Here is a 21,823-nt window from a genome sequence, read left to right on the forward strand (position 1 = left end):
TAATGATAAATGTTTTAGCCCCAAAGTAGTACGATATGTCTGAACAACTCATAATTAATATCCTTGGACCTAGTTCAATAATCACGTTGAGTAAATTAACTCGATGCATAAGCGAAAATGCATGTAATATTTTAGATAGTCGCCACGCTGAATATGCGACAGACTTCTCATTATCAATGATCGTAAGCGGTGCCAGTAATGACATATCGATGTTAGAGATAAATCTGTCATCTATCTGTGTCGAGCTTGATCTGCTATGCATGATGAAGCGTACCAGTGGGCATCAAAAACAAAACATTGGGCAATTTGTGCGTTTGGCGTTTTCTGGCGCTGATTCAAGCGGTGTAATGAAATCTATTACTCAAGCATTGTCAGAAACAGACGTTTCGGTAAATGCCGTTCGCCAAAAGACTCAGCGTAAAGGTGAAACAACTGAACTATCATGCAAAATGATACTATCTGCGCCCAAAACTTTAGATTTACGAAGTTTTGACGAACAGATGAGAACGCTTTTACATAGTTTGGGCCTTAGCGGCAGTATTAGCCACAACACAATAGGGGAAAATGATGAATACATTGAAAGTTGGTGAATCAGCGCCTAAATTCGCGTTACAAAATCAACATAGTGAGACGATAGAACTGGATGCTTTAAAAGGAAAAAAGGTTCTCGTTTATTTTTATCCAAAAGCGTCTACGCCGGGTTGCACAGTTCAAGCAAAAGGCTTACGAGATAGCATGGCTGCCCTTCAAGATAAAAACGTGGTTGTGTTGGGTATTAGCCCAGACCCCGTCAAACGTCTTATCAAATTCGTTGATAAAGAAGGCTTAAACTTCGATTTATTGTCTGATGAAGACCATGCGGTAGCAGATTCTTTCGGCGTTTGGGGTTTAAAAAAATTCATGGGTAAGGAGTATGACGGTATACATCGCATAAGTTTTCTAATTGACGAGAATGGCGTCATAGAGCAAGTAATAAACAAGTTTAAAACAAAAGACCACCATCAAGTCGTTCTGGATGCTGTTTCTGCATAAATTGTCTTAAGCACAAGCGTGTATACGCTTGTGCGTTTAGCCTACTGATTGATAGAGAGCTCTTCCTCTGAAGGTCTAGGACTTGACCATGCCGTCATTAGGGCTTTTACAAGCGTAGCGAGCGGGATTGCAAAGAACACTCCCCAAAAGCCCCATAACCCACCAAACAGCAACACAGCTATAATAATGTACAAAGGATGTAAACTCACTGCTTCAGAAAACAGAAGTGGCACGATAATATTACCGTCAATGGCTTGAATGATAAAATATACAAGCATCACATACCCAAACATTGAACTAAATCCAAATTGAAAAAGCGCCACTACCGCTACAGGAATCGTCACAACAGCCGCTCCAATGTAGGGAATAAGCACTGAAAAACCTACCAATACGCCTAATAAAACAGCAAAGCGGAGATCTAAAATACTAAAAGCAATGCTGCTTGCGGCGCCAACAATAATGATTTCTATTACTTTCCCGCGTATATAATTTGCAATTTGAGTGTTCATTTCTTCACCAACTTGCGTAATTAACCTGCGTTCTTTTGGTAAAATGCCTGAAATACTCATCAAAAATACTTTCTTGTCATTAAGCATGAAAAACACCATTAAAGGCACTAAAATCATATAGATAAGAATTGCAGCAAGTGTACTAAGTGAATTAAACGATGCAGACAAAATTTGTTCACCAAAATCCACCACTTTTAAGTTCAGACTTTCAAGCGCTTGTTGAATGTAATTTACTTCAATAATAGAGGGGTACTTTTCGGGTAAACTAGCTATCCAGTTTTGCGCAGACTCCCAAATAAGAGGAATCTCTCTAACTAAATTGACGCTTTGTTGTGAAATAATTGGAATTAAACTTACCGCTAGTACGAAACACAAAACAAAGAATACGATTAACGTAAAGCTTGTCGCTAATGAACGCCTGACACCTAAATGCTCTAGCTTACTAACCGGTACATCCAACAAATATGCTATAACGATTGCAACTAACACTGGCATCAAGATACCACCGAAAAAATACAATAGCATTGCGCTAATAACTATTAAAAATAACAGCATCATCGCATTTGGATCAGAAAATTTACGCTTGTACCAATTACCAACTATGCCAAACATTTTGGCTCCTATTGTTTAAAGTAAAACATGAAAAGATGACGACATAGCAGATCATTATCGATCTGTTTTTTATACATTCTAAAACTTACAGTGAACACTTGCGTTAATAATTTCATAATATATTGTTATGATACTGAAACTAAGCGCCGCAATATAGGTCTATTTTTAGTAAATTATATTTTTAACCAAGGAATACGCATTTTTATATGAGTCTATCTTCGATACATAAGGTTAGCTTGTTTTTATTGCTGTGTATGATGACTAGTATTTGTGCATCACAAACCACCGCATCTCAGGATAACAACCGAAATCAACTACCTGAAATAGGTGTCGTTGCATCTGATGCAATCACAATAGACAAAGAGAAAGTAATTGGCGATGTAGTCATGCGGCAATTAAGGGGACAGGCTCCCCTTGTTATGGATCCAGTTCTTCAAGAATACATTCAAAGCTTGGGTAATCAATTAGTCATTCACGCAGACAATACTAAGTTTCCGTTTACGTTTTTTATGATTCGCAATCCTGTTATCAATGCATTTGCTTTTTACGGGGGGCATATCGGTATTCACACAGGGCTTGTTGCTCAAGCTAGCAGTGAAAGTGAACTTGCTTCTGTACTTGCGCACGAAGTCGCTCACGTTACTCAACGGCACCTTGCACGCAGAATTCAAAATCAACGCCGCAGTGGTCCACTACAAATAGCCAGTTTAATTGGCGGAATTTTGTTAGCCATGGCTGATCCAGAATCTGGCATTGGCGTTTTACAAGCAGGTTTAGCCGGCTCTCAACAAGCAAATATTAACTTCACACGAAACAACGAACAAGAAGCAGATAACATTGGAATTAACATCCTGTATAGAGCCGGATTTGATCCAATGGGCGCCCCTGCGTTTTTTGGTCGGTTAGCAGAGCAAAGTAGAGGACAATCGAAGCAATTGGCCTTTTTGCGTACCCACCCATTGGCTCAGGACCGTGTTGCGCAAACCATCACGCGAGCTAGAAGTTACCCAGAAAGAAGAGTGCCAGAAAGTTTGGACTTTCACCTTGCAAAGGCAAGAATAGTGGCTCGTTACGGTGCTGACCCTAGTATCAACTTATCACGTTTTAAATCAGCGCTTAACACGCCTAATTTGGTTGAACGTGTCGCCATGAGATATGGTCTGGCGCTCACTTATTTTGCTTTAGAGCGCTTTGATGATGCTAAAGAGGTACTCGATAAACTATTACGTCAAGATCAAGAAAACTTATTTTACCTTGACCTAATGACCGATATCTATATAGCGAAACAGCAAGCAAACAAAGCTATCACCTTGTTAGAGCCTTTGTGGCGTTTAAAGCCAACTAATCAAGTACTAACCTTAAACCTTGCAAACGCACATATCTATGATGGTCAATTCGAAATAGCCATTGAGATGCTTAGAGATTTATTGCTAGTAGATAATGAAAATTTCATTGCCTTTCAACTGCTAAATGATGCATACAATCGCAACCAACAAAAGAAAGAAGCCCATATGACGCAAGCTGAAATCTATGCACTCATATCGGCTTACCCCTTAGCAATTGACGAGCTACAATTTGCGTATAATCAGACTGGGAGCGACACTTTGTCAAAACAGCGTATCAAGGCACGCATTGAACAATTTAGAATGGCGCAACAAAGCATGCAAAACCTAAGTCTGTGAAAGTAATTCCACCATGTCTAACAAAGCTTGAGCACTCTGTTCCCCCACCAGTTGCTTAGTCTTTCTCGTTTCTGGATAGATAATAAACGTAGCAGGCAAATACTCAGGCCTTAGCAAATGGAAACTCATTAACTTGTGTTTGTATGATTGGAAATTTCATATTGTATTTTTCTTTAAGCGCAATCAATTCGTTTTTTGCCAAATTGTCAAAACTGACTGCAAATAATGCAACAGACTCTGGCTTGTTTGCATAAAAAAAGTTCAACTCTGGAATCTCTCTTAAACACGGCGCGCACCACTGTGCAAAATAATTAACAACAAGCACTTTATCTTTGAGTTCAGAAAGATTGTGTGTCTTGCCATCTAAAGTGATAAAATCGGGCGTCTGAGAATTGGTGTGGTTTTGGTACAACGAAAAAAACCATATACCAAAACTCAACGAAAATAAGGAAGCTAGGATAACAGCGGTTTTTTGCATGAATAATTTAAGGAGTCTTGTCAATGTCTGACGTCAAGTTATATCACAATCCTAGGTGCTCGAAAAGTAGGCATGCACTTGAATATTTGCGAACACTTAAAATCGAGTTTGAGACCATAGAGTATCTAAAAGCACCTCCAAGCTTGCAAGCACTAGAGCACATATTTGAGTTATTGGGGCTAAGTGATGTACACGGTATGATGCGCGTTAAAGAGCCAGAATATAAATTGGCTAAATTGAGTAAATCATCGGATAAAGCAACGCTGTTATCAGCCATTACAACATACCCGAAACTTTTGGAAAGACCTATTGTTGTTTTAAATGGTAAAGCAGCAATTGGTAGGCCCTTAGAAAACATACAACAATTATTTAAAGGGCAATGATGTGGCTACCATTCTAGTTTTATATTACTCCAAGCATGGTAAAACACGAGAGCTCGCCAAATCCATTGCTAAAGGCATTGAGAGTTCCGGTAATATTGCAAAAATTCGTACCGTTCCTGAGCTTAGTCAATTAACTGAGCGTCCAGTAAGCAATGACATCCCCGATGATGGTCATTTGTATGTAGACAAAAAGGATCTAATTGAATGTGATGGGCTAGCCCTAGGAAGCCCTACTCACTTTGGTAATATGGCTGCCCCACTTAAATACTTTATCGACACATTAAGTGATATATGGTTAAAAGGAAGCTTAGTAGATAAACCTGCTTGTGTATTTACTTCTACATCAAGTATGCACGGCGGACAAGAAACCACCTTGGTTTCTATGATGTTTCCTTTGCTACATCATGGGATGTGTATATTAGGGTTGCCATACAGCGAGCCTGAACTTCACGATACTCAGTCAGGCGGAAGTCCATATGGTGCTAGTGCTGTACAAATGAGTAAGAATGTGGAATTGACGGATGATGAAAGCAATTTAGCGTATGCTATGGGCAAACGTCTAGCCTCAGTTTCAGCAAAATTGATAGCGTAGCGTCACTCAAAACAGGTTAATGAATATATGACACAAGAATCAGCAATCGCAATGACAGAAAATACAAAAAGATACCGTTATCTAGCCCTAGTAGGCTACTTGGGCTTGTTTGCATGGTTAATCATTTGGTATTTTGTCATTGGAAACAAGCAAGACTACTCGGTTATGTTTGTGTTTTTAGTTTATTTACTGCCCCTTGCTTTTCCCTTTTATGGCATCATAAAGGGTAAGCCATATACGCATGCTTGGTCCTGTTTTATAGTTTTATGGTATTTTTTACACAGCATTACGGTTATGTATGCAGAGCCTGCATATGTAATTCATGCTAGTATCGAGTTAGTATTTGCAATAATGATGTTTGTTGGTTGCAGTATGTACGCTCGATTACGAGGTCAAGAACTCGGCACAAGCTTACCTAAATTGAGTCAGGTAATGGAGCAAGAAAAAGCGTTATTTGAGGGCGAAAAAGATGAAAATGATACACCCTAAAAGAATACTGTGTATTGGTTTAGGCTTATTTCTTTTATCCTCATGTGGTGGTTCTGATACCGGTGATACCGTTATTGACAGACCTGCACTATCACCCTCGGCCCCCTCACCTTCATTAGGCAATCTTTCACCACTTATTGAAAATGATTCAATTCAAATATTTGGCGAAACAAACATTAATAGTAATACCGTTGCAGGTTTTTCTATCATCGCAAAAGCTGGCTCTAGTATCGACGATATTTCGTGGCAACAAATAAATGGCCCAAACGTCAGTATTATGAGCCCAAATGCGAAAACGATTGGTCTTCAGGTAGACTCTCCTGAGCACATATAGTTTATTACTTGATGCCAACATCAATGATGAACCAGAAAGTTTCACTATCGATTTTACGGTGCGAAACAATATCTTTGATGTTGCAACGATAAGACTTGACCATAGCGCAACCGAATTAGCGAAAGTATCGCTTCATGTAGATTTGCCTGCTAACAAACCATATTCAGATATTCAATGGGAACAAATCGCAGGGCCACAAGCGCAAAATATTCAAATGGATAAGGAGTTTCTTTTTTTGATGCCCCATCCGTTAGTTCAGACGGCTTAATCGTATTTGAAACAACGGTGAATTATAGCGACGGTAGCCAAGATTCTGACCAAGTTTATATCAGTGTCGCAAACGTGGATTTTGATACCAATGGACTGTTTTACAATAATGGCACCGCCGTCAGTGAAGATATGTATGCCTATAATCAAAACAGTGCTTATCGCGAATCCCTGCAACGATGTATCTACAACAATTACATTCCTCGAACGCCAACTTGCACATTTGGCGACTTACCATTAATCGGAAGCACATACAGCTCCCCCACTATCCAAAACATTATGGATAGAACATTAGTTTCTCACCCGTGGATGGGCAAACGATTTGAGGAGTTTCTTAGCACATCACTAGCGGGTCCCGATATTATCAACATGCTACGCGGCGTTACCGCCATTGTAATTAGCTATGATGTTCGGCCCTCTTTTTACTGGGCAGCTACAGGCGCAATTTACTTAGACGCTAAGAACTTTTGGCAAACCCCTTTAGAACGAGATACTTTAAACGACATTCCTGATTTTAGAAGTGATTTTGGACGCGAGCTTCAGTTTAGCTTTTTTTGGCGTTATACCAAGCAAAATAGATATTTCCCCAGCACTGATTATCCGAAGCAAGAAAGAACTCAAAGGCAGTTTAGCGATGTAGAAGCGAGTATAAGCTGGTTAATGTTTCATGAATTAGCACATGCGAATGATTTTTTTGAACCTAATTCATGGGCGAATATGAACACCAATCTGACACCATTGCAGTATTTTAATAGCAACGGTACACGTTCTGATATTTTAAATAACACACTTCCCTTGCGTTCCAGCGAATTACATGCTCTTGCGCAAGTCAGGTTTCGTAATGAAAGTGCTAACGAAACTCAAAAATCTTATCAGGCTAGTGAAATAGAAGGTTTCTTCACTCCAGATATCTCTGCGTCTTTTTATTCCTATTTAAACGAAAGAGAAGATTTCGCTACACTTGTCGAACGTTATATGATGTTGGTCAGCCTAGAGGCTGAAGCAGATATCGCAATAATCGAGGGGGAAACCCAAGACGATTATATTGTGAGCTGGGGACAACGAAATAGAATCACAGATCCTGCACTTGAAGATAGAGTAGTGTTTGCTGTTACTTCAGTTTATCCAGAATTAGGCAATATTCGAGAAAATTTAAGGAGGCTACCTTCACCAATCTTGATGGATCCAAATGCAGGTTGGTTTGAAAATATTAATTTATCTGAGTTACCACAAGAATTAAATAATGGCGCTACGCTCTCCCCTATTTTGCGCGATAAAATGAATGACAGTTTTAAGCAACGCCAAGCTATAATTGACAACCAAGATATTCATAACGGTAAGCCTAAAACTATTGATTTGAAAAATAAGCTTGATTAAATCAAAGGTTTAATACTTGTTTAACAAATGGAAGGGTAACCTTTCTCCTAGATACCAATGACGCTTCATCTATGCGCTTTAAAGTCGCCATCAAGGTATGCATATCGCGTCCAAGACGGGTAATTAAGAAACTAGATACTTCTTTGCTCATCACCAAACCATAGGACTTCGCTTGGTCATTGATCACTTGTAATTTTTCTTCGTCATTTAACTCAAATATTTTAAAACGTGTTCCCCACGCCAAACGCGTTTTTAAATCGGGTAAATCTAGCGCCAAACCTTCAATATTTTGCTTTGAGGTTAACATCAATCCACCGCAGCCCTTTTCTACAAATTGATTGATCAAATCAAACACACCAATTTCCCAAGGCTTATTATTCGCAATAACATCGATGTTATCGATACAAACAATATCATTGGCAATCAGTCCGTCCAATATTTGCGGCGGATAAGCCTTTGCTAATTCAAGATCAAGGTACTGACACCTTAGCCCATGGTGCTTTTCACCTTCTTGAATTAATGACAATAAAAGATGGGTTTTTCCATATGCCATTAGTCCATGCATGTAACACAGATTCAACATATTTTGTGACGATGAGATTTTAGTTAGTTTTAATGATGCTATTGCCTGCAGGTTTTGCTGGAGGTGTTGGACCAAAATTTGATTTTTTTGCCCTCTAAAATTGTGTAAATAAAAATCCTTTGTAAAACTAACTGGCAAGACTAACTGCATTAGCTTACTCGTTCCAAACTATGTGGAGATTAGGCACCTGTGCGTCTTCTAATGAATTAGAAAAGTCTGAATTTTCAAGCGTGATTCTAGGATCTAACTCAAGTATTGAAGCAATTTGTTGCGTTGTCATTGCTTTATTCACCTTATAATAAGCACTTGATCCTTCTTGTTTAAATAATTGTTCACTTTGGACAGCAGGTATTGCCTTTAGCACACTTATAAAACGGCTATGTTTAGCAAGGCTATTTAAATTATCGATTCTGATCAAAGCGCGCTTAGTGATATTTTGTTGAGAATTCGACGACGTAAAATTGGAGGCTAAAAAATCAGCATATTCGTTGACTATTTGAGCTAGACTTTGTGACAAGTCTGCCGTGTATATAGTTTTCGTGAAAAATTCTTGTTGATCGGTAATCGTAATTTGTGTCTCTAAAACAAGGTCACTAGGCAAAGAAGCAACAGCATCGTTTAAAGCTTGCTCTACTTTAAGCGTATCAATCTGCGTCACATCCAATTGAGCAGCAGAGTCGAAAGCTTGAGTTGCATCTATGGAAGAGCTTGGTATTTGAGCAATAGTCGATGATTCATCGACATCAATTTCAATGATTTGATTGCGAAGGTTCTTTTGTTCAATGTCGACCAGCTCTTGTCGTTTTGTCTGTTTGTAACGCTCTAAATCAAAGGCACGACTGTTGGCTAATATAATATACTGAGTTTGATAACGGCTTGCATGATTGGCAACCCGATTAATGTTTTGTGCCCAAACATCATATACTGATATTTGGGTAGAATCTGTCAAGTCACCAATTGGAGTGACGACCTCAACACCTCGAGCAAATGACTGTTTAGCAACATCTTGCGCCATATTTACATTATTGTTCTGTGTGATTAAGCGCCGATTTGTTCCCACCTGCTCAGCAAGCCATAAACTCGCAGCGGGCCGCAAGCTTGTCCACACTGGCAATCCACTAGCACTTAATAATTGCTCTACTTTTTGCTGGTTAAATACGGCTTCAAAATAAAGCTCACCGTTTATTTGAGTAAAGCTACTAGCCACCAAATATTGTTCATAATTTCCAATAGCACGGCTTACCACAGTTTGCGTTAATACCTTTTGATCACCGCTTATTTTAATAAATACTTGCCTAAGGGCTTCTTGCGCAGCGACACGTTGAGTTCGAAGTGATTGATCATCAACTCCAATCCTACCAATATTGACATGCTCAATATTTTTTGCATTAAGTGGCATGCTTGTTAACAGCACTAATACCAGCAAGCACGGTAAACTGTACAAAAGCTTAAACAAAATATGATCCTAACTACATAAAGTTTTAATATTGTCGGCTATTTACGTTCATATTGCATTATATTTTGTCAACTTTTTAATACCTTTTACCCTAGCTTACTGATAAACTATGCGGCGTTTTTCAATAGCGGAATAGCCAAGTGTCAGAAAATAAGCAATCCCTCAGTTATAAAGACGCCGGTGTCGATATTGACGCTGGAAATGCATTAGTTGATCGCATCAAATCAGTCACTAAAGCAACCCACAGAAGTGAAGTCAAAGGTGGTTTAGGGGGCTTTGGTGCATTGTGTTCTTTGCCTAGCAAGTATAAAAACCCGCTTTTAGTATCAGGAACAGATGGCGTAGGCACAAAACTCAGGCTGGCTATGGACCATCACAAACATGACGGGATTGGTATAGACTTGGTTGCAATGTGTGTTAATGACCTAATAGTACAGGGCGCTGAGCCGCTATTTTTTCTAGATTACTATGCAACAGGGAAGCTTGATGTAGATACCGCTACGGCGGTAGTTACAGGCATTGGCAAAGGTTGCCAACTATCTAATTGCGCGTTAATTGGTGGTGAAACAGCTGAAATGCCTTGGGATGTATCATAACAATGATTACGATGTGGCTGGATTTTGTGTAGGCGTAGTAGAAGCCGAGGATGTTATTGATGGCACTGACGTGAATACCGGTAATGCGATTATTGCATTGGGTTCCTCTGGTCCACATTCTAACGGTTATTCATTGATACGAAAAATTTTAGATGTAGCCAAGGTTGATGTATCTGAAAATTTAGAGGGTAAGCCTATTATTGAGCATTTGCTTGAGCCAACCCGAATATACGTAAAATCGTTATTATCTGTGCTCGAAAACACTAAAATAAACGCAATTTCGCACATCACAGGGGGTGGATTCTGGGAAAACATTCCGCGTGTACTGCCAGATAGCTATAGTGCAAGAATTAACAAAGACAGTTGGCAATGGCCAGCTATTTTTAATTACCTGCAAACAAAGGGAAATGTAGAAACGCATGAAATGTATCGCACGTTCAATTGTGGCGTGGGTATGATTTTAGTGGTAGATAAAGAGCTTACTGATACAACTATACAAACATTAAATGACTTGGGTGAAAATGCTTGGTTAATTGGTGAGGTTATTGACAAAAACAGCCAAGACGCCGTCATAATTGAATAAAGATTGTGAAGTCTTCAGCCCATCCTACCAGACACAGGATCGTTGTATTGATTTCGGGTTCTGGTACAAACTTACAGGCTATTATCGATCACTGTGAAAGTGGTTTTATTAATGCAGAAGTCTGCGCTGTTTTTTCAAATAAGGCCTCTGCTTATGGTCTAGAACGAGCTCGCAAACACGGTATTGAAGCAATTTCAATTGACCACAAGGATTTTGCATACCGCGAAGATTTTGACAATCATTTACTAGAACAGATTCTGCACTTTAAACCAGACTTAGTTGTCCTTGCCGGTTTTATGCGAATTCTTAGCAGTGAATTTGTAAAGCACTTTACAGGCAAAATGTTTAACATTCACCCTTCATTGTTACCCAAATACCCCGGCCTTCATACTCATCAAAGAGCGCTTGAAAACAAAGATACGTATCACGGCTTGTCAATACACTTTGTCACCGATGAACTTGACGGTGGCCCAGTTGTCCTACAATCTAGAGTGAAGATAGAACTGGGTGATAATATCGAATCTTTACGCAGCAAAGTAGCTCAACAAGAATGGTGCACGTACCCATTAGTAATCAAATGGTTCTGTGAATCAAAAATAACACTAAAAAATAACAAAGTTTTGTTTAAAAATAAAAATATAAATGAACAAGGAATTTTGTATGAGGATTATTTACAATCCAACTAGCAAGCAATACGGTACTAATGCCAAATATACTTTCACTATGTTTCGCTTAGTCGTCATATTTATCGGGATATTTTGTTACGCAAAATTAGCTTTTAGTGTCGCCGATAATGTGCCAAACACACCAAATGAAAGTGCTAGCGAATTAGTAGAAAGTGGCTCCTTTTTGGCATATCGACCATTTAAAGCTAGTTATATTGCTTATCGTTCTGGTCGTGATGTAGGTAAAGCAAATATGTCCTTATCACGACTAAATCAAGTCAATTACCAGTTAGACTATTCATCTAAAGTATCAAAATTTTTCTTATCTGATAAACGTAATGAAACCTCAGTATTTACTATAGTGGACGACAAAGCCATGCCGCTTAAGTACGACTATCGACGGTCTGGTACTGGACCAAATAAATCGTTAAGTATTACGTTTGATCGTAGTAACAATAAAATCATTATTGATCAAGATGAAGAATTACTTTGGCAAAATGAGATTGACAATCAATTATTCAGAGTGGATTTACCTCAACATCTTGCTGACGGCGACACTCTCATTAAGTATGATTTCATTAATTATCGAGGCGAAAAACGGCATTATGAGCTAGTTGTGCTCGATACAGAACAACTAAGCCTCCCCTTTGGTGAAATTAAAGCGCTTAAAGTTAAAATTAATCGCCAAAGCAGTTCACGCACAACGTACGGTTGGTTTGCCCCTCGCTTAATTATAATCTTGTTAGATTACAACAATTTAAAGATGAAAAAGAACAAGGAGATATGCGCCTAAGCGATTTTTCATTTTTATAAGGCCATTTGTCTTTATTAAACGTAAAGATTTTTGTAAGGTGTAGGTTCAAAAATGCATCGCTAAACTGGCTTTTTTAGTTTTGAGGTGGTACATTTTTTATTCTGGTCAGACCTCAGGAGGCTATATGACAGATCTTAGTTGGTTTTTAATCTTTATCGCAGTTGCTGGTGTCGTTGCGTATAAACGTTACTCATTAAGTGCATGTATTGGCGCACTAGCAGCAACAATGGTTATCGGAACACTATTTGGTAGCATCGGTTTACTTGGATGGATATTATTTGCTGTCGTTACAGTGCCAATCGCTTATAAACCGTTTAGACTAGATTTTATTTCACGTAAACTTTTGTCTTTCTACAAAGCAGTTTCCCCTGAAATGTCGACCACTGAGCAAGAAGCAATTGATGCAGGAACAGTTTGGTGGGATGGTGAATTATTTAGTGGTAAACCAAATTGGCATAAACTTCATGGTGTCGCTCAACCCAAATTAAGTGCTGAAGAACAAGCTTTTCTAGACGGTCCTTGTAATGAAGTATGTTCTATGGTCGATGAATGGCAAATCAATCATGTCGATGCTGACCTACCTGATGAGATCTGGGCGTATTTAAAAGAACACAAATTCTTCGCCATGATTATAGAGAAGAAATATGGCGGTTTAGAGTTTTCAGCTTTTGCACAGTCTCGTGTCTTACAAAAACTAGCTGGGGCCAGTGCTGTTCTAAGCTCAACAGTTGGTGTACCTAACTCTTTAGGCCCTGGTGAATTGCTTCAGCATTACGGCACACCAGAGCAACAAGATTACTATTTGCCTAGACTAGCAAAAGGTGAAGAAGTACCTTGTTTCGCCCTTACATCTCCTGAAGCAGGTTCTGACGCAGGTTCAATTCCTGATTATGGTGTTGTCTGCAAAGGTAAATTTGAAGGCAAAGACGTCTTGGGCATGAAGCTGACATTTTCAAAGCGTTACATCACCCTTGCACCAGTTGCCACCGTAGTTGGCTTGGCCTTTAAGTTACAAGATCCAGATGGATTGTTAGGCGATGAAAAAGATCTAGGTATCACTTGTGCACTAATTCCACGCGACACAAAGGGTTTACAAATTGGTCGTCGCCATTTCCCGCTTAATGTTCCTTTCCACAATGGTCCATTACAAGGCGAAGAAATGTTTGTACCGCTAAGCTACATTATCGGCGGTGAAAAAATGGCTGGTAAAGGTTGGCGCATGCTCATGGAATGCTTGTCTGTTGGACGATGCATTACATTACCATCTTCTGCAGCCGGCGGCGCAAAGCAACTTGCCCTAGGTACTGGTGCATACTCACGCATTAGGCGACAATTTAGAATGCCCATTGGACAAATGGAGGGCGTTGAAGAAATGTTGGCTCGCATTGGCGGGAACGCATATCTTATGGATGCCGTTACATCATTTTCGACTGCGGGTGTTGATTTGGGCGAAAAACCATCAGTTATATCGGCTATTTGTAAGTATCATTTGACCGAAAAAATGCGTGAAATTGTTAATGATTCAATGGATGTGCATGGTGGTAAAGGTATTTGCCTTGGCCCCAACAATTATCTTGGACGCGCGTATCAAGGCGTACCAATTTCAATTACCGTTGAAGGCGCAAACATTTTAACACGCAACATGATGATTTTCGGGCAAGGCGCGATGCGCTGTCACCCCTATGTGTTAGATGAAATCTATGCCGCTCAAATTGAAGATAAAACAGAGCAACTTGAAGCATTCGATAAGGCAGTTTTTGGGCATATCGGTTTTGCTGTAAGTAATACAGTAAGGTCACTTTGGTACACGCTTACAAGGAACTTCTTTAGTAGCACGCCTTTTAAAGATGAGACATCCAAGTATTATCGCAGCCTTCAGGGATACAGCGCCAATTTGGCGATGCTTACTGATATATCGATGGGTGTGCTTGGTGGTTCTCTTAAAAGGCGCGAACGTTTATCAGCGCGCCTTGGTGATGTGCTTAGTTATCTATACCTCGCATCAGCGACTCTTAAAAGATACGATGAACAAGGTCGCAATAAAGAAGATTTAGCGTTGTTAAATTGGGCGATGCAAGATTGTTTGCACAAAATGGACATCGCAATTGATGATTTTATCCGCAACTTCCCTTCTACACCTGTAGCGATATACCTTCGTCTTGTGGTACAACCATTTGGTAAACTTAATGACAAGCCAAGCGATGAGACAGAACATGCTATTGCGCATATGTTGCAAACTCCTAATAGCGCGAGAGATCGCTTAGGAGATGGGCAATATTTTGGTATCGAAGACGGTACAGCCATGGGTGATTTAGAAAAGACCTTCCAAAATATTGTTAAGGTTGAGCCTATTTTCGATAAGATTTGTCGAGCTTTGGGTGAAAAGCTTCCTATGACTGGTCTTGATAAGCTAGCTGATAGAGCACTAGAGGCAAATATTATTAGTGAAGATGAAGCAGCATTATTAAAAGACACGGAAGTTGGCAGACTGCGTGCTATCAATGTTGATGATTTTGATCCACAAGAGCTATTGGCATCCACCAGTAAAAAAATAGCCAAACCGAAAGCGCCACGCAAGAAGCCTGTAAAGAAAGCGGCTAAGGCAGCTTAGTAAAAGCTTAATAATCAGCAACAAAAAAGGGCGATAATTATCGCCCTTTTTATTTTCTATTGCCAATACTCTTATTATTGATATTTGTTTTTAATAGCTTGTTTTTCTTGCTCACTTAAAAACGCCTGCGCAAGTGCATTTTCGCCCATTCTAAGTAAGTCAGACTCTGACATCCCAAGAACCTGAGTAGCCAGTTCAAACTCACTTTCAAGCGTATTGTTTGATACACTAGGGTCGTCAGTATTTAAAAATACGGGGATATTTTTATCTAAAAAAGTCTTCACTGGATGAGTTTTCATATCTAGCCAAGTGCCCGTTTGATAATTCGATAATATACACGACTCCACTCCGATATTGTTGGTCGCCATATAGTTCATCAATGCATCATCTTTATAGGCGCTGACACCATGTCCAATGCGAGTCGCTCCAAGTAAATTAATCGCATCCCAAATTGATTCAGGTCCCAAAGCTTCGCCAGCATGAATCGTTGCAAAAAGCCCTGCTTCTTTGACCATTAAAAAATGTTCTTTGAATAAAGGAGCCGGAAACCCAGCTTCGTCCCCTGCTAAGTCAACTGCGCACAATGCATTAGAGTGACTTAATAAAGCACGCAGCTCACGCATGCATTGTTCAACACCAAAAGTACGGCTCAATATACCTATTATTTTTGCGTTAAAGCCATATTGTTGATTGGCTTCATTAACGCCTTCAACTACTGCTGACACTACGTCTTGTAAGTCAAGCTTAAAGGCTAAGGCCATATAATAGGGAGAAAAACGCAATTCAACATGGTCAAGACCCTCTAAGACTGCATCTTCGACATTTTCAAATGCAATTCTTCGGCATGCTTGCGCGTTCGCTAATACAGAGACCCCTAAATCAAGCTTTTTTAAAAATGATAACAGGTCACTTGTCTTATCTTGGATATGCACCTGTTTTTTCAATGAAACTTCATCATAAGTTGGCAGTTCAATACCATGCTCTTTTGCAAGAGATATGATGGTGGAAACGCGAATATTTCCATCTAAGTGTCTATGAAGATCCAGCTTATAACACTTAATTGTACTTCTCCTAAACCAGTTGAAGTTTCTCTACAGCGACCAATATTTGTGTACGGGATTTGACATTTAGAATTTTAAATAGATTACCAATATGTGCTTTCACAGTTGCTTCAGTAACATTTAAAGTGTCAGCGATTTGTTTGTTCATCATGCCTTGTTTTAATAAGCGAAGCACCATGTATTGTTTTGGTGTTAGATTGCTTACCAAACGCGCAATATCGACAGTTTCAGGGTGAACTTCACTAAGTTCAGAATGAATATGTTTCGGTAACCATGTAGCGCCGGATATGACCGTTTCAATTGCCTCAACGGTTTCGTTTGTTGCAGATGTTTTAGGGATATAAGCATTTGCACCAAATTGCATAACTTGTGAAATAATTTCTATATCATCATTGCCTGAGACAACAGCAATCGGCAGTTCTGGATACATATTGCGTATTCTTAAAAGCCCATAAAAGTTTTCACACCTTGGCATATATAAATCTAATAATAATAGGTCAATGTTACGCTGAGCACGCAAAATACTTAATGTTGAGTCAAATGAATCAGATCCAAAAAATTTAACTTTTGGAAACTGAAGCTTTAATGCCGCTTCTAGTGCCTCTCTAAATAGAGGGTGATCATCGGCCAACAAAAATTTAATCACAGGTTTCTTCCCTAAGTAAACGACCTGAACCACTAAATGCTAATATGATACCTTAATTAACATACACAATGCCACTAACTTACTGTAAACTTTACCCTTTAAAGGTGCAATTAAAATCGTTCATTGTCATGACATCTAGTAATAAAAACGCGGAAGATAAAATTTACGCTCAGCCCTTGGAACAACTACAAGATTTTTCATTTAATCAGCAAGTAGTTGATGTATTCCCTGATATGATAAATCGTTCAGTGCCCGGCTACATGGAGATCATTAAAGGTATCGGTTTAATTGCAGGGCAAATAACATCTCACGCGCCTTGTATTTATGACATTGGGTGTTCATTGGGAAGTGCTAGTTTATCGATGGCTAAAGCCCTCGAAGGAAAAATGCCTAAAATTCACGCTTTAGATTATTCACCAGCAATGGTCAAACGATGCAAAGAACAAATAAGTGCGTTTGGCGTGGGCAAGTATATTGATGTGCATTACGCTGACGCAGTTACCTTTAGTCTTGAACCAGCTCAGATGATCGTTATGAACTTTACTTTGCAATTTATTGAGCCCTCATTTCGTCAAGCATTAGTTCAAAAGTTATATAGCGCATTAACGCCTTGGCGGTATTCTGATACTAAGTGAAAAAATAAAACATGACAGCAAGCCATTAGATGAAACACTTGTCACGCTTCATCATCAGTTTAAACGAGATAATGGCTATTCAGACCTTGAAATAAGCCAAAAACGCAGCGCATTAGAAGACGTTATGAAATTAGATACAGTGAATACGCATTACCGTAGACTTGAGGAAGCTGGCTTTTCACACTACAGTACTTGGTACCAACACTATAACTTTTTGTCATTTATTGCAGTCAAATAAATCATTTGAGAACAGGCATAACATCATTGAATAAGCTTACTTGGGATTCACTCTTATACCACGACTTAATTGGCACATCCTTGCAGCCTTTTATTGCTGATTTTATCCCCTTAATTGAACGGTGGCGCGCACAGCTTCCAGCAAAAGATGCTAAACGTTGGCAAAAGCAAAGCGACAACATGCCTGCAATAATTGACTCTGGAATATAGTTTTGGGGACATTGTCAGTTTGTCGAGTAAATCCAGTTTAAGCGAGGGTGAAAAAGCAAAACTTAGCGCAATATTGAAACAGTTTATGCCTTGGCGCAAAGGCCCTTATTCAATATTTGGTGTAGACATAGATACAGAGTGGCGCTCTGATTTAAAGTGGTCTAGAGTCTTACCTCATATAGCTAGCCTAAAGGGGAAGCGAGTACTTGATGTAGGATGTGGCAGTGGTTATCACCTTTTTAGAATGCACGAACAAGATGCTTGTCAAGTAATTGGTATCGACCCTACTACGCTTTTTTTCTATCAATTTCAGTGCATCAAACAATACTTACCCAAGTTAAATATCCATTTTATGCCCATTGGCATAGAACAAATGCCTAATACTCATTCATTTGACACTGTGTTTTCCATGGGTGTGTTGTATCATCGCCAAGACCCTATTTCATTTTTAAAAGAATTGAGAAATCAACTTAAACCTGGCGGTCAATTAGTACTTGAAACCCTTATTGTAGATGGTGACGAGAATACTGTTTTAATGCCTGAAGACCGTTATGCACAAATGCGTAATGTTTGGTTCTTACCCAGTGTTAAGGCGTTATGCCTATGGTTAAAACGAGTGGGCTTCAAGTCAGTTAAGTGTGTTGACATTGATATCACTAGCAATATTGAACAACGTAAAACACAATGGATAGAGTCTCATTCTCTAGAGGATTTCTTAGACCCATCAGATAATCGAAAGACCATTGAAGGCTACCCTGCCCCAACTCGTGCGGTGTTCTTAGCGCACTAGTCTCTTTTTGGCATTAAAATTGTAACGCTATTGAAAATAGTGTTTGATTTTATAACAACATTGCCTATCTATAGGCGATACAAATATTCGAAACAACAATAAATAACAAACACTATATTACTTAATGTGACGCTTAGCATAGGCTAGCGTATTTATAAAAGGTACTAATAGCATAACGTTATGGACTTTGAACAGTTTCTCAGTAAGCATTCACTTGATTCTTCATACCAAACTATTGCCCAAAAATGGTTCATACCACTAGCGCAAAGAATTATATTGCACCAAACCAGTGCTTCACGTTCAATTATAGTTGGCATTAATGGCTGCCAAGGCTCAGGAAAAAGTACTTTGAGTGACTTTTTAGTCAATTATATTGAACAAAATACATCATTGACGACATTAGCTATGTCAATAGACGATTTTTATCTATCTAAACGACATCGAAATATAATTGCCAAAGGTATTCACCCCTTACTAGAAACTAGAGGCGTACCCGGCACACATGACGTAACTCTGTTATCTCATTGTATCGATTCATTGCTTGCAGGTAGCCCTGTGCTTATCCCGCGATTTGATAAAAGCATGGATGATTTATATCCTAAACGTCTTTGGCATAGTATTGAAAAGCCGGTTGATATCATAATTCTTGAAGGATGGTGCGTTGGCAGTAAACCTCAAGATAAAGAGGTACTTGGCACACCCATTAATGCCTTAGAAAGCGAGTATGACCAACATGGCATTTGGCGTAACTATGTCAATAAAAGTCTAGCCGAAGAATACCAGCGTATTTTCAAACTATTTGATCAACTTATCATGTTAAAGCCACCAAGTTTTGATGCTGTATTTAAATGGCGCTGTGAACAAGAACATAAATTATTAAAGGCAAACCAACACAAACAAAGGCAACACACTAAGATCATGAGTGACGCTCAAATACGCCGTTTCATACAATATTTCGAGCGTATAACTCGTGAGGCATTAAATACGCTTCCTCAAATCGCTGATACAGTTTTTGTTTTGGATGAGCGTAGACAAATAAAAGAGAGTATTTATGCAAAGTAATGCCCCCCTAAGCAATCAGACGTCTAAGCATCATTCTCATACAGACCTTGTTCATCACAAATATATGATTTTTACCGATCTTGATGGGACATTACTTGATCATTTCACTTACAGCAGCAAAGCAGCAACAAATACGATTGCCGCTTTACAAGCATTAACAATTCCTATCATTGCCAATACAAGTAAAACTAAAAGTGAACTTGTCAGCCTTTACCAAACACTCAAGTTAAGTGGGCCATTTATAGTAGAAAATGGCGCGGCGGTTTACATACCAGAGGATTATTTCCCTGCTCCCCCTCAGATTGCTTTTATCAGGATACTTTTTATATCAAGCGCTTTTCTAAGCCAAAGATAGAGTATCAAGCACTTGTCGCCAGCTTGGCGCCCGATTTCCAACATGAGTTTGAAGCATTTTCAAAGATGTCAATAAACCGAATTATGGAAGTCACAGGGTTAGATGAAGCAAGCGCACAGTTAGCATCGCAAAGAGAGTATGCAGAGCCACTTTTATGGTTATCTTCGGATGAGCGCCGAGATGAATTTATGGCCATGGCTGCTAATCTAGGAGTCACTCCAGTTTTAGGTGGGCGCTTTTTGCATATCGGTGGAACAACAGATAAAGGCAAAGCCATGGTTTGGCTAAAGCAAGAATATACAAAACAGTATAGCTTACGCAACATCAGCAGCATTGCGTTAGGTGATGGCAATAATGATGTTGCTATGTTAAATCTTGCAGATATACCGGTATGTATTAAATCACCTGTTCACCCCTATCCAAGCGTATCTAGCACAAAACAGATTTATTATAGTGATGAATTTGGGCCTGCAGGTTGGGCTGAATCACTTAGAAATATTATTCCTGAACTTAATCAATAGGACCCTTTATGGCTGATTTTTATCAAAATGGTATCGTGACTACGCTTCATAATCTTGATGAGCGTCCAATAGAAGACTTAGAAAACGAATTGATTGGGTTTTCAAAACATCGCCCAATGGGTCTTATTTTACCCAGTTTATTCTCAGAGCTAGAAGGTAAAGCATTACCTGATACCATTGCGCATATCAAACAAGTTCCTTATCTTAGCGAAATAGTGATTGGCTTAGATAGAGCTGATCAGGCTCAATTTGAACATGCACTCTCTTTTTTCTCGGACCTTCCTCAACACCATAGAGTTCTATGGAATGATGGGCCTAGACTAAAAGCACTTGATGATGAATTACAACAACTCGGACTTGCACCAAAAGAAATGGGAAAGGGCCGAAATGTCTGGTACTGCATGGGATACATATTAGCAACCAACAAAGTGGAAAGTGTCGCACTGCATGATTGTGATATTCTGACATATGAACGTTCTTTGTTGGCTCGATTGATCTACCCTGTCGCCAATCCGATGTTTAATTATGAATTCTGCAAAGGCTTTTATGCGCGTGTGGCCGATGGAAAAATAAATGGTCGCGTTTCTCGGCTGCTAGTTACGCCTTTGTTACGTGCGTTAAAACAAACACTTGGGCATAACGAGTACCTTGAGTTTATGGATAGCTTTCGATACCCATTAGCGGGAGAGTTTTCGTTTAGGCGAGATGTCTTAAACGACATCAGAATACCTAGTGATTGGGGCCTAGAAGTTGGCGTTTTATCTGAGATGCATCGCAATTACTCGCATAATCGACTATGCCAAGCCGATATCGCGCGTGTCTATGACCATAAGCATCAAGATTTATCACTTAACAATGATCAAGGCGGGCTATCAAAAATGTCGATTGATATCACCAAGGCATTGTTCAGGAAATTGGCAACTCAAGGCGAAGTGTTTAACACCGAGACATTCAGAACAATCAAAGCAACGTATTTCCGGATAGCCTTGGACTTTGTCGAAACTTATCATAATGATGCTGTGATGAACGGCCTAAGTTTAGACATACATGCTGAAGAGAAAGCGATTGAATTATTTGCACAAAATATCATGAAAGCAGGTAAAAGCTTTTTAGATAACCCAATGGAAACGCCTTTTATACCAACCTGGAACCGGGTTGTCAGCGCAAAACCAGATGTATTAGAAAGACTTAAGAATGCAGTAGAAGAAGACTTTTTAGAATTTTCAAAATAAGCGAGAGTGTG

At 39.3% G+C, this 21,823-nt stretch carries 23 protein-coding genes and 2 pseudogenes; 19 read left to right on the plus strand and 6 right to left on the minus strand.

Features of this window, described 5'->3' with window-relative positions; genetic code table 11:
- Window positions 1-35: 35 nt before the first annotated feature.
- Window positions 36-590, plus strand: a complete 555-nt coding sequence (locus tag ACZ1G6_RS07600; protein ID WP_472618734.1) for a glycine cleavage system transcriptional repressor — start codon at window positions 36-38, stop codon at window positions 588-590.
- Complete coding sequence (bcp, locus tag ACZ1G6_RS07605) at window positions 568-1,032, plus strand: thioredoxin-dependent thiol peroxidase (RefSeq protein WP_472618735.1); 465 nt, start codon at window positions 568-570, stop codon at window positions 1,030-1,032. The genes ACZ1G6_RS07600 and bcp overlap by 23 nt, the downstream gene beginning before the upstream one ends.
- A 41-nt stretch (window positions 1,033-1,073) precedes the next feature.
- Here the strand turns inward: bcp and ACZ1G6_RS07610 are convergent, their stop codons facing one another.
- On the minus strand, window positions 1,074-2,153 hold the full coding sequence (locus tag ACZ1G6_RS07610; RefSeq protein ID WP_472618736.1) for an AI-2E family transporter: 1,080 nt from the start codon (window positions 2,151-2,153) through the stop codon (window positions 1,074-1,076).
- Window positions 2,154-2,359: 206 nt separating this feature from the next.
- Between ACZ1G6_RS07610 and bepA the strand changes: the two genes are divergently transcribed.
- Window positions 2,360-3,835, plus strand: a complete 1,476-nt coding sequence (gene bepA / locus ACZ1G6_RS07615; RefSeq protein WP_472618737.1) for a beta-barrel assembly-enhancing protease — start codon at window positions 2,360-2,362, stop codon at window positions 3,833-3,835.
- Between the two features lie 103 nt (window positions 3,836-3,938).
- On the opposite strand, the gene ACZ1G6_RS07620 is transcribed toward bepA, so the two are convergent.
- Window positions 3,939-4,313: a TlpA disulfide reductase family protein gene (locus tag ACZ1G6_RS07620; RefSeq protein WP_472618738.1), complete on the minus strand. Its 375-nt coding sequence runs from the start codon at window positions 4,311-4,313 to the stop codon at window positions 3,939-3,941.
- Window positions 4,314-4,336: 23 nt separating this feature from the next.
- Here ACZ1G6_RS07620 and arsC point away from each other — a divergent pair, with 23 nt between their 5' ends.
- From arsC to ACZ1G6_RS07650, 6 genes are read left to right on the plus strand one after another with little or no spacing between them, the layout of a single operon-like run.
- Window positions 4,337-4,696, plus strand: a complete 360-nt coding sequence (gene arsC / locus ACZ1G6_RS07625) for an arsenate reductase (glutaredoxin) (protein WP_472618739.1) — start codon at window positions 4,337-4,339, stop codon at window positions 4,694-4,696.
- Window position 4,697: 1 nt separating this feature from the next.
- Entirely contained in the window at window positions 4,698-5,288 is a 591-nt protein-coding gene (wrbA, locus tag ACZ1G6_RS07630) for an NAD(P)H:quinone oxidoreductase (RefSeq protein WP_472618740.1), read from the plus strand.
- Between the two features lie 27 nt (window positions 5,289-5,315).
- Complete coding sequence (locus ACZ1G6_RS07635) at window positions 5,316-5,777, plus strand: DUF2069 domain-containing protein (protein ID WP_472618741.1); 462 nt, start codon at window positions 5,316-5,318, stop codon at window positions 5,775-5,777.
- On the plus strand, window positions 5,758-6,111 hold the full coding sequence (locus ACZ1G6_RS07640; protein ID WP_472618742.1) for a hypothetical protein: 354 nt from the start codon (window positions 5,758-5,760) through the stop codon (window positions 6,109-6,111). The genes ACZ1G6_RS07635 and ACZ1G6_RS07640 overlap by 20 nt, the downstream gene beginning before the upstream one ends.
- Before the next feature lie 58 nt (window positions 6,112-6,169).
- Window positions 6,170-6,379: a hypothetical protein gene (locus tag ACZ1G6_RS07645; protein WP_472618743.1), complete on the plus strand. Its 210-nt coding sequence runs from the start codon at window positions 6,170-6,172 to the stop codon at window positions 6,377-6,379.
- A gap of 17 nt (window positions 6,380-6,396) precedes the next feature.
- Window positions 6,397-7,755: a hypothetical protein gene (locus ACZ1G6_RS07650; RefSeq protein ID WP_472618744.1), complete on the plus strand. Its 1,359-nt coding sequence runs from the start codon at window positions 6,397-6,399 to the stop codon at window positions 7,753-7,755.
- A 1-nt stretch (window position 7,756) separates the two neighbouring features.
- On the opposite strand, the gene hda is transcribed toward ACZ1G6_RS07650, so the two are convergent.
- Window positions 7,757-8,488: a DnaA regulatory inactivator Hda gene (hda, locus tag ACZ1G6_RS07655; RefSeq protein WP_472618745.1), complete on the minus strand. Its 732-nt coding sequence runs from the start codon at window positions 8,486-8,488 to the stop codon at window positions 7,757-7,759.
- Between the two features lie 4 nt (window positions 8,489-8,492).
- Window positions 8,493-9,794 (minus strand): DUF2066 domain-containing protein, encoded by a 1,302-nt coding sequence (locus tag ACZ1G6_RS07660; protein ID WP_472618746.1) that lies wholly within the window; start codon window positions 9,792-9,794, stop codon window positions 8,493-8,495.
- Between the two features lie 140 nt (window positions 9,795-9,934).
- On the opposite strand from ACZ1G6_RS07660, the pseudogene purM reads away from it, so the two are divergent.
- The 4 genes and pseudogenes from purM to fadE all read left to right on the plus strand — a co-directional run bounded on the left by purM (window position 9,935) and on the right by fadE (window position 15,063).
- Window positions 9,935-10,973, plus strand: a pseudogene (purM, locus tag ACZ1G6_RS07665) (phosphoribosylformylglycinamidine cyclo-ligase).
- Window positions 10,974-11,020: 47 nt separating this feature from the next.
- Window positions 11,021-11,659, plus strand: coding sequence for a phosphoribosylglycinamide formyltransferase (purN, locus tag ACZ1G6_RS07670; protein WP_472618747.1), 639 nt, complete (start codon window positions 11,021-11,023; stop codon window positions 11,657-11,659).
- Complete coding sequence (locus tag ACZ1G6_RS07675; RefSeq protein WP_472618748.1) at window positions 11,634-12,431, plus strand: DUF3108 domain-containing protein; 798 nt, start codon at window positions 11,634-11,636, stop codon at window positions 12,429-12,431. The genes purN and ACZ1G6_RS07675 overlap by 26 nt, the downstream gene beginning before the upstream one ends.
- Window positions 12,432-12,576: 145 nt before the next feature.
- Window positions 12,577-15,063 carry an acyl-CoA dehydrogenase FadE gene (fadE, locus tag ACZ1G6_RS07680; RefSeq protein ID WP_472618749.1) on the plus strand — a complete coding sequence of 829 codons (2,487 nt, stop codon included), beginning with the start codon at window positions 12,577-12,579 and terminating at the stop codon, window positions 15,061-15,063.
- 74 nt (window positions 15,064-15,137) lie between these two features.
- On the opposite strand, the gene add is transcribed toward fadE, so the two are convergent.
- Complete coding sequence (add, locus tag ACZ1G6_RS07685) at window positions 15,138-16,124, minus strand: adenosine deaminase (protein WP_472618950.1); 987 nt, start codon at window positions 16,122-16,124, stop codon at window positions 15,138-15,140.
- Window positions 16,125-16,134: 10 nt separating this feature from the next.
- Window positions 16,135-16,770, minus strand: coding sequence for a response regulator transcription factor (locus tag ACZ1G6_RS07690; protein ID WP_472618750.1), 636 nt, complete (start codon window positions 16,768-16,770; stop codon window positions 16,135-16,137).
- Between the two features lie 128 nt (window positions 16,771-16,898).
- On the opposite strand from ACZ1G6_RS07690, the gene ACZ1G6_RS07695 reads away from it, so the two are divergent.
- The 6 genes and pseudogenes from ACZ1G6_RS07695 to ACZ1G6_RS07720 all read left to right on the plus strand — a co-directional run bounded on the left by ACZ1G6_RS07695 (window position 16,899) and on the right by ACZ1G6_RS07720 (window position 21,812).
- The gene (locus ACZ1G6_RS07695) at window positions 16,899-17,405 is read left to right on the plus strand and encodes a methyltransferase domain-containing protein (protein ID WP_472618751.1); all 507 of its coding nucleotides are present in this window, start codon (window positions 16,899-16,901) and stop codon (window positions 17,403-17,405) included.
- A gap of 264 nt (window positions 17,406-17,669) precedes the next feature.
- Window positions 17,670-18,642, plus strand: a pseudogene (cmoB, locus tag ACZ1G6_RS07700) (tRNA 5-methoxyuridine(34)/uridine 5-oxyacetic acid(34) synthase CmoB).
- A gap of 180 nt (window positions 18,643-18,822) precedes the next feature.
- Window positions 18,823-19,704: a kinase gene (locus ACZ1G6_RS07705; protein ID WP_472618752.1), complete on the plus strand. Its 882-nt coding sequence runs from the start codon at window positions 18,823-18,825 to the stop codon at window positions 19,702-19,704.
- Window positions 19,694-20,059, plus strand: coding sequence for an HAD hydrolase family protein (locus ACZ1G6_RS07710; RefSeq protein ID WP_472618753.1), 366 nt, complete (start codon window positions 19,694-19,696; stop codon window positions 20,057-20,059). The genes ACZ1G6_RS07705 and ACZ1G6_RS07710 overlap by 11 nt, the downstream gene beginning before the upstream one ends.
- 23 nt (window positions 20,060-20,082) lie before the next feature.
- Window positions 20,083-20,580 (plus strand): HAD-IIB family hydrolase, encoded by a 498-nt coding sequence (locus ACZ1G6_RS07715; protein ID WP_472618754.1) that lies wholly within the window; start codon window positions 20,083-20,085, stop codon window positions 20,578-20,580.
- Window positions 20,581-20,588: 8 nt separating this feature from the next.
- Window positions 20,589-21,812 (plus strand): glycosyltransferase family protein, encoded by a 1,224-nt coding sequence (locus ACZ1G6_RS07720; protein WP_472618755.1) that lies wholly within the window; start codon window positions 20,589-20,591, stop codon window positions 21,810-21,812.
- Window positions 21,813-21,823: the final 11 nt, after the last annotated feature.

The organism is Glaciecola sp. HA4-3 (genome assembly GCF_055693685.1).

Bases quoted from the DNA above. Each gene is read 5' to 3' on its own strand.
- fadE (WP_472618749.1), top strand. From the start codon at position 12,577: ATGACAGATCTTAGTTGGTTTTTAATCTTTATCGCAGTTGCTGGTGTC.
- ACZ1G6_RS07710 (WP_472618753.1), top strand. From the start codon at position 19,694: ATGCAAAGTAATGCCCCCCTAAGCAATCAGACGTCTAAGCATCATTCT.
- ACZ1G6_RS07675 (WP_472618748.1), top strand. From the start codon at position 11,634: ATGAGGATTATTTACAATCCAACTAGCAAGCAATACGGTACTAATGCC.
- ACZ1G6_RS07705 (WP_472618752.1), top strand. From the start codon at position 18,823: ATGGACTTTGAACAGTTTCTCAGTAAGCATTCACTTGATTCTTCATAC.
- bepA (WP_472618737.1), top strand. From the start codon at position 2,360: ATGAGTCTATCTTCGATACATAAGGTTAGCTTGTTTTTATTGCTGTGT.
- arsC (WP_472618739.1), top strand. From the start codon at position 4,337: ATGTCTGACGTCAAGTTATATCACAATCCTAGGTGCTCGAAAAGTAGG.
- ACZ1G6_RS07620 (WP_472618738.1), bottom strand. From the start codon at position 4,313: ATGCAAAAAACCGCTGTTATCCTAGCTTCCTTATTTTCGTTGAGTTTT.
- ACZ1G6_RS07640 (WP_472618742.1), top strand. From the start codon at position 5,758: ATGAAAATGATACACCCTAAAAGAATACTGTGTATTGGTTTAGGCTTA.
- ACZ1G6_RS07695 (WP_472618751.1), top strand. From the start codon at position 16,899: ATGACATCTAGTAATAAAAACGCGGAAGATAAAATTTACGCTCAGCCC.
- hda (WP_472618745.1), bottom strand. From the start codon at position 8,488: ATGCAGTTAGTCTTGCCAGTTAGTTTTACAAAGGATTTTTATTTACAC.
- ACZ1G6_RS07610 (WP_472618736.1), bottom strand. From the start codon at position 2,153: ATGTTTGGCATAGTTGGTAATTGGTACAAGCGTAAATTTTCTGATCCA.
- ACZ1G6_RS07600 (WP_472618734.1), top strand. From the start codon at position 36: ATGTCTGAACAACTCATAATTAATATCCTTGGACCTAGTTCAATAATC.
- bcp (WP_472618735.1), top strand. From the start codon at position 568: ATGAATACATTGAAAGTTGGTGAATCAGCGCCTAAATTCGCGTTACAA.
- ACZ1G6_RS07635 (WP_472618741.1), top strand. From the start codon at position 5,316: ATGACACAAGAATCAGCAATCGCAATGACAGAAAATACAAAAAGATAC.
- ACZ1G6_RS07720 (WP_472618755.1), top strand. From the start codon at position 20,589: ATGGCTGATTTTTATCAAAATGGTATCGTGACTACGCTTCATAATCTT.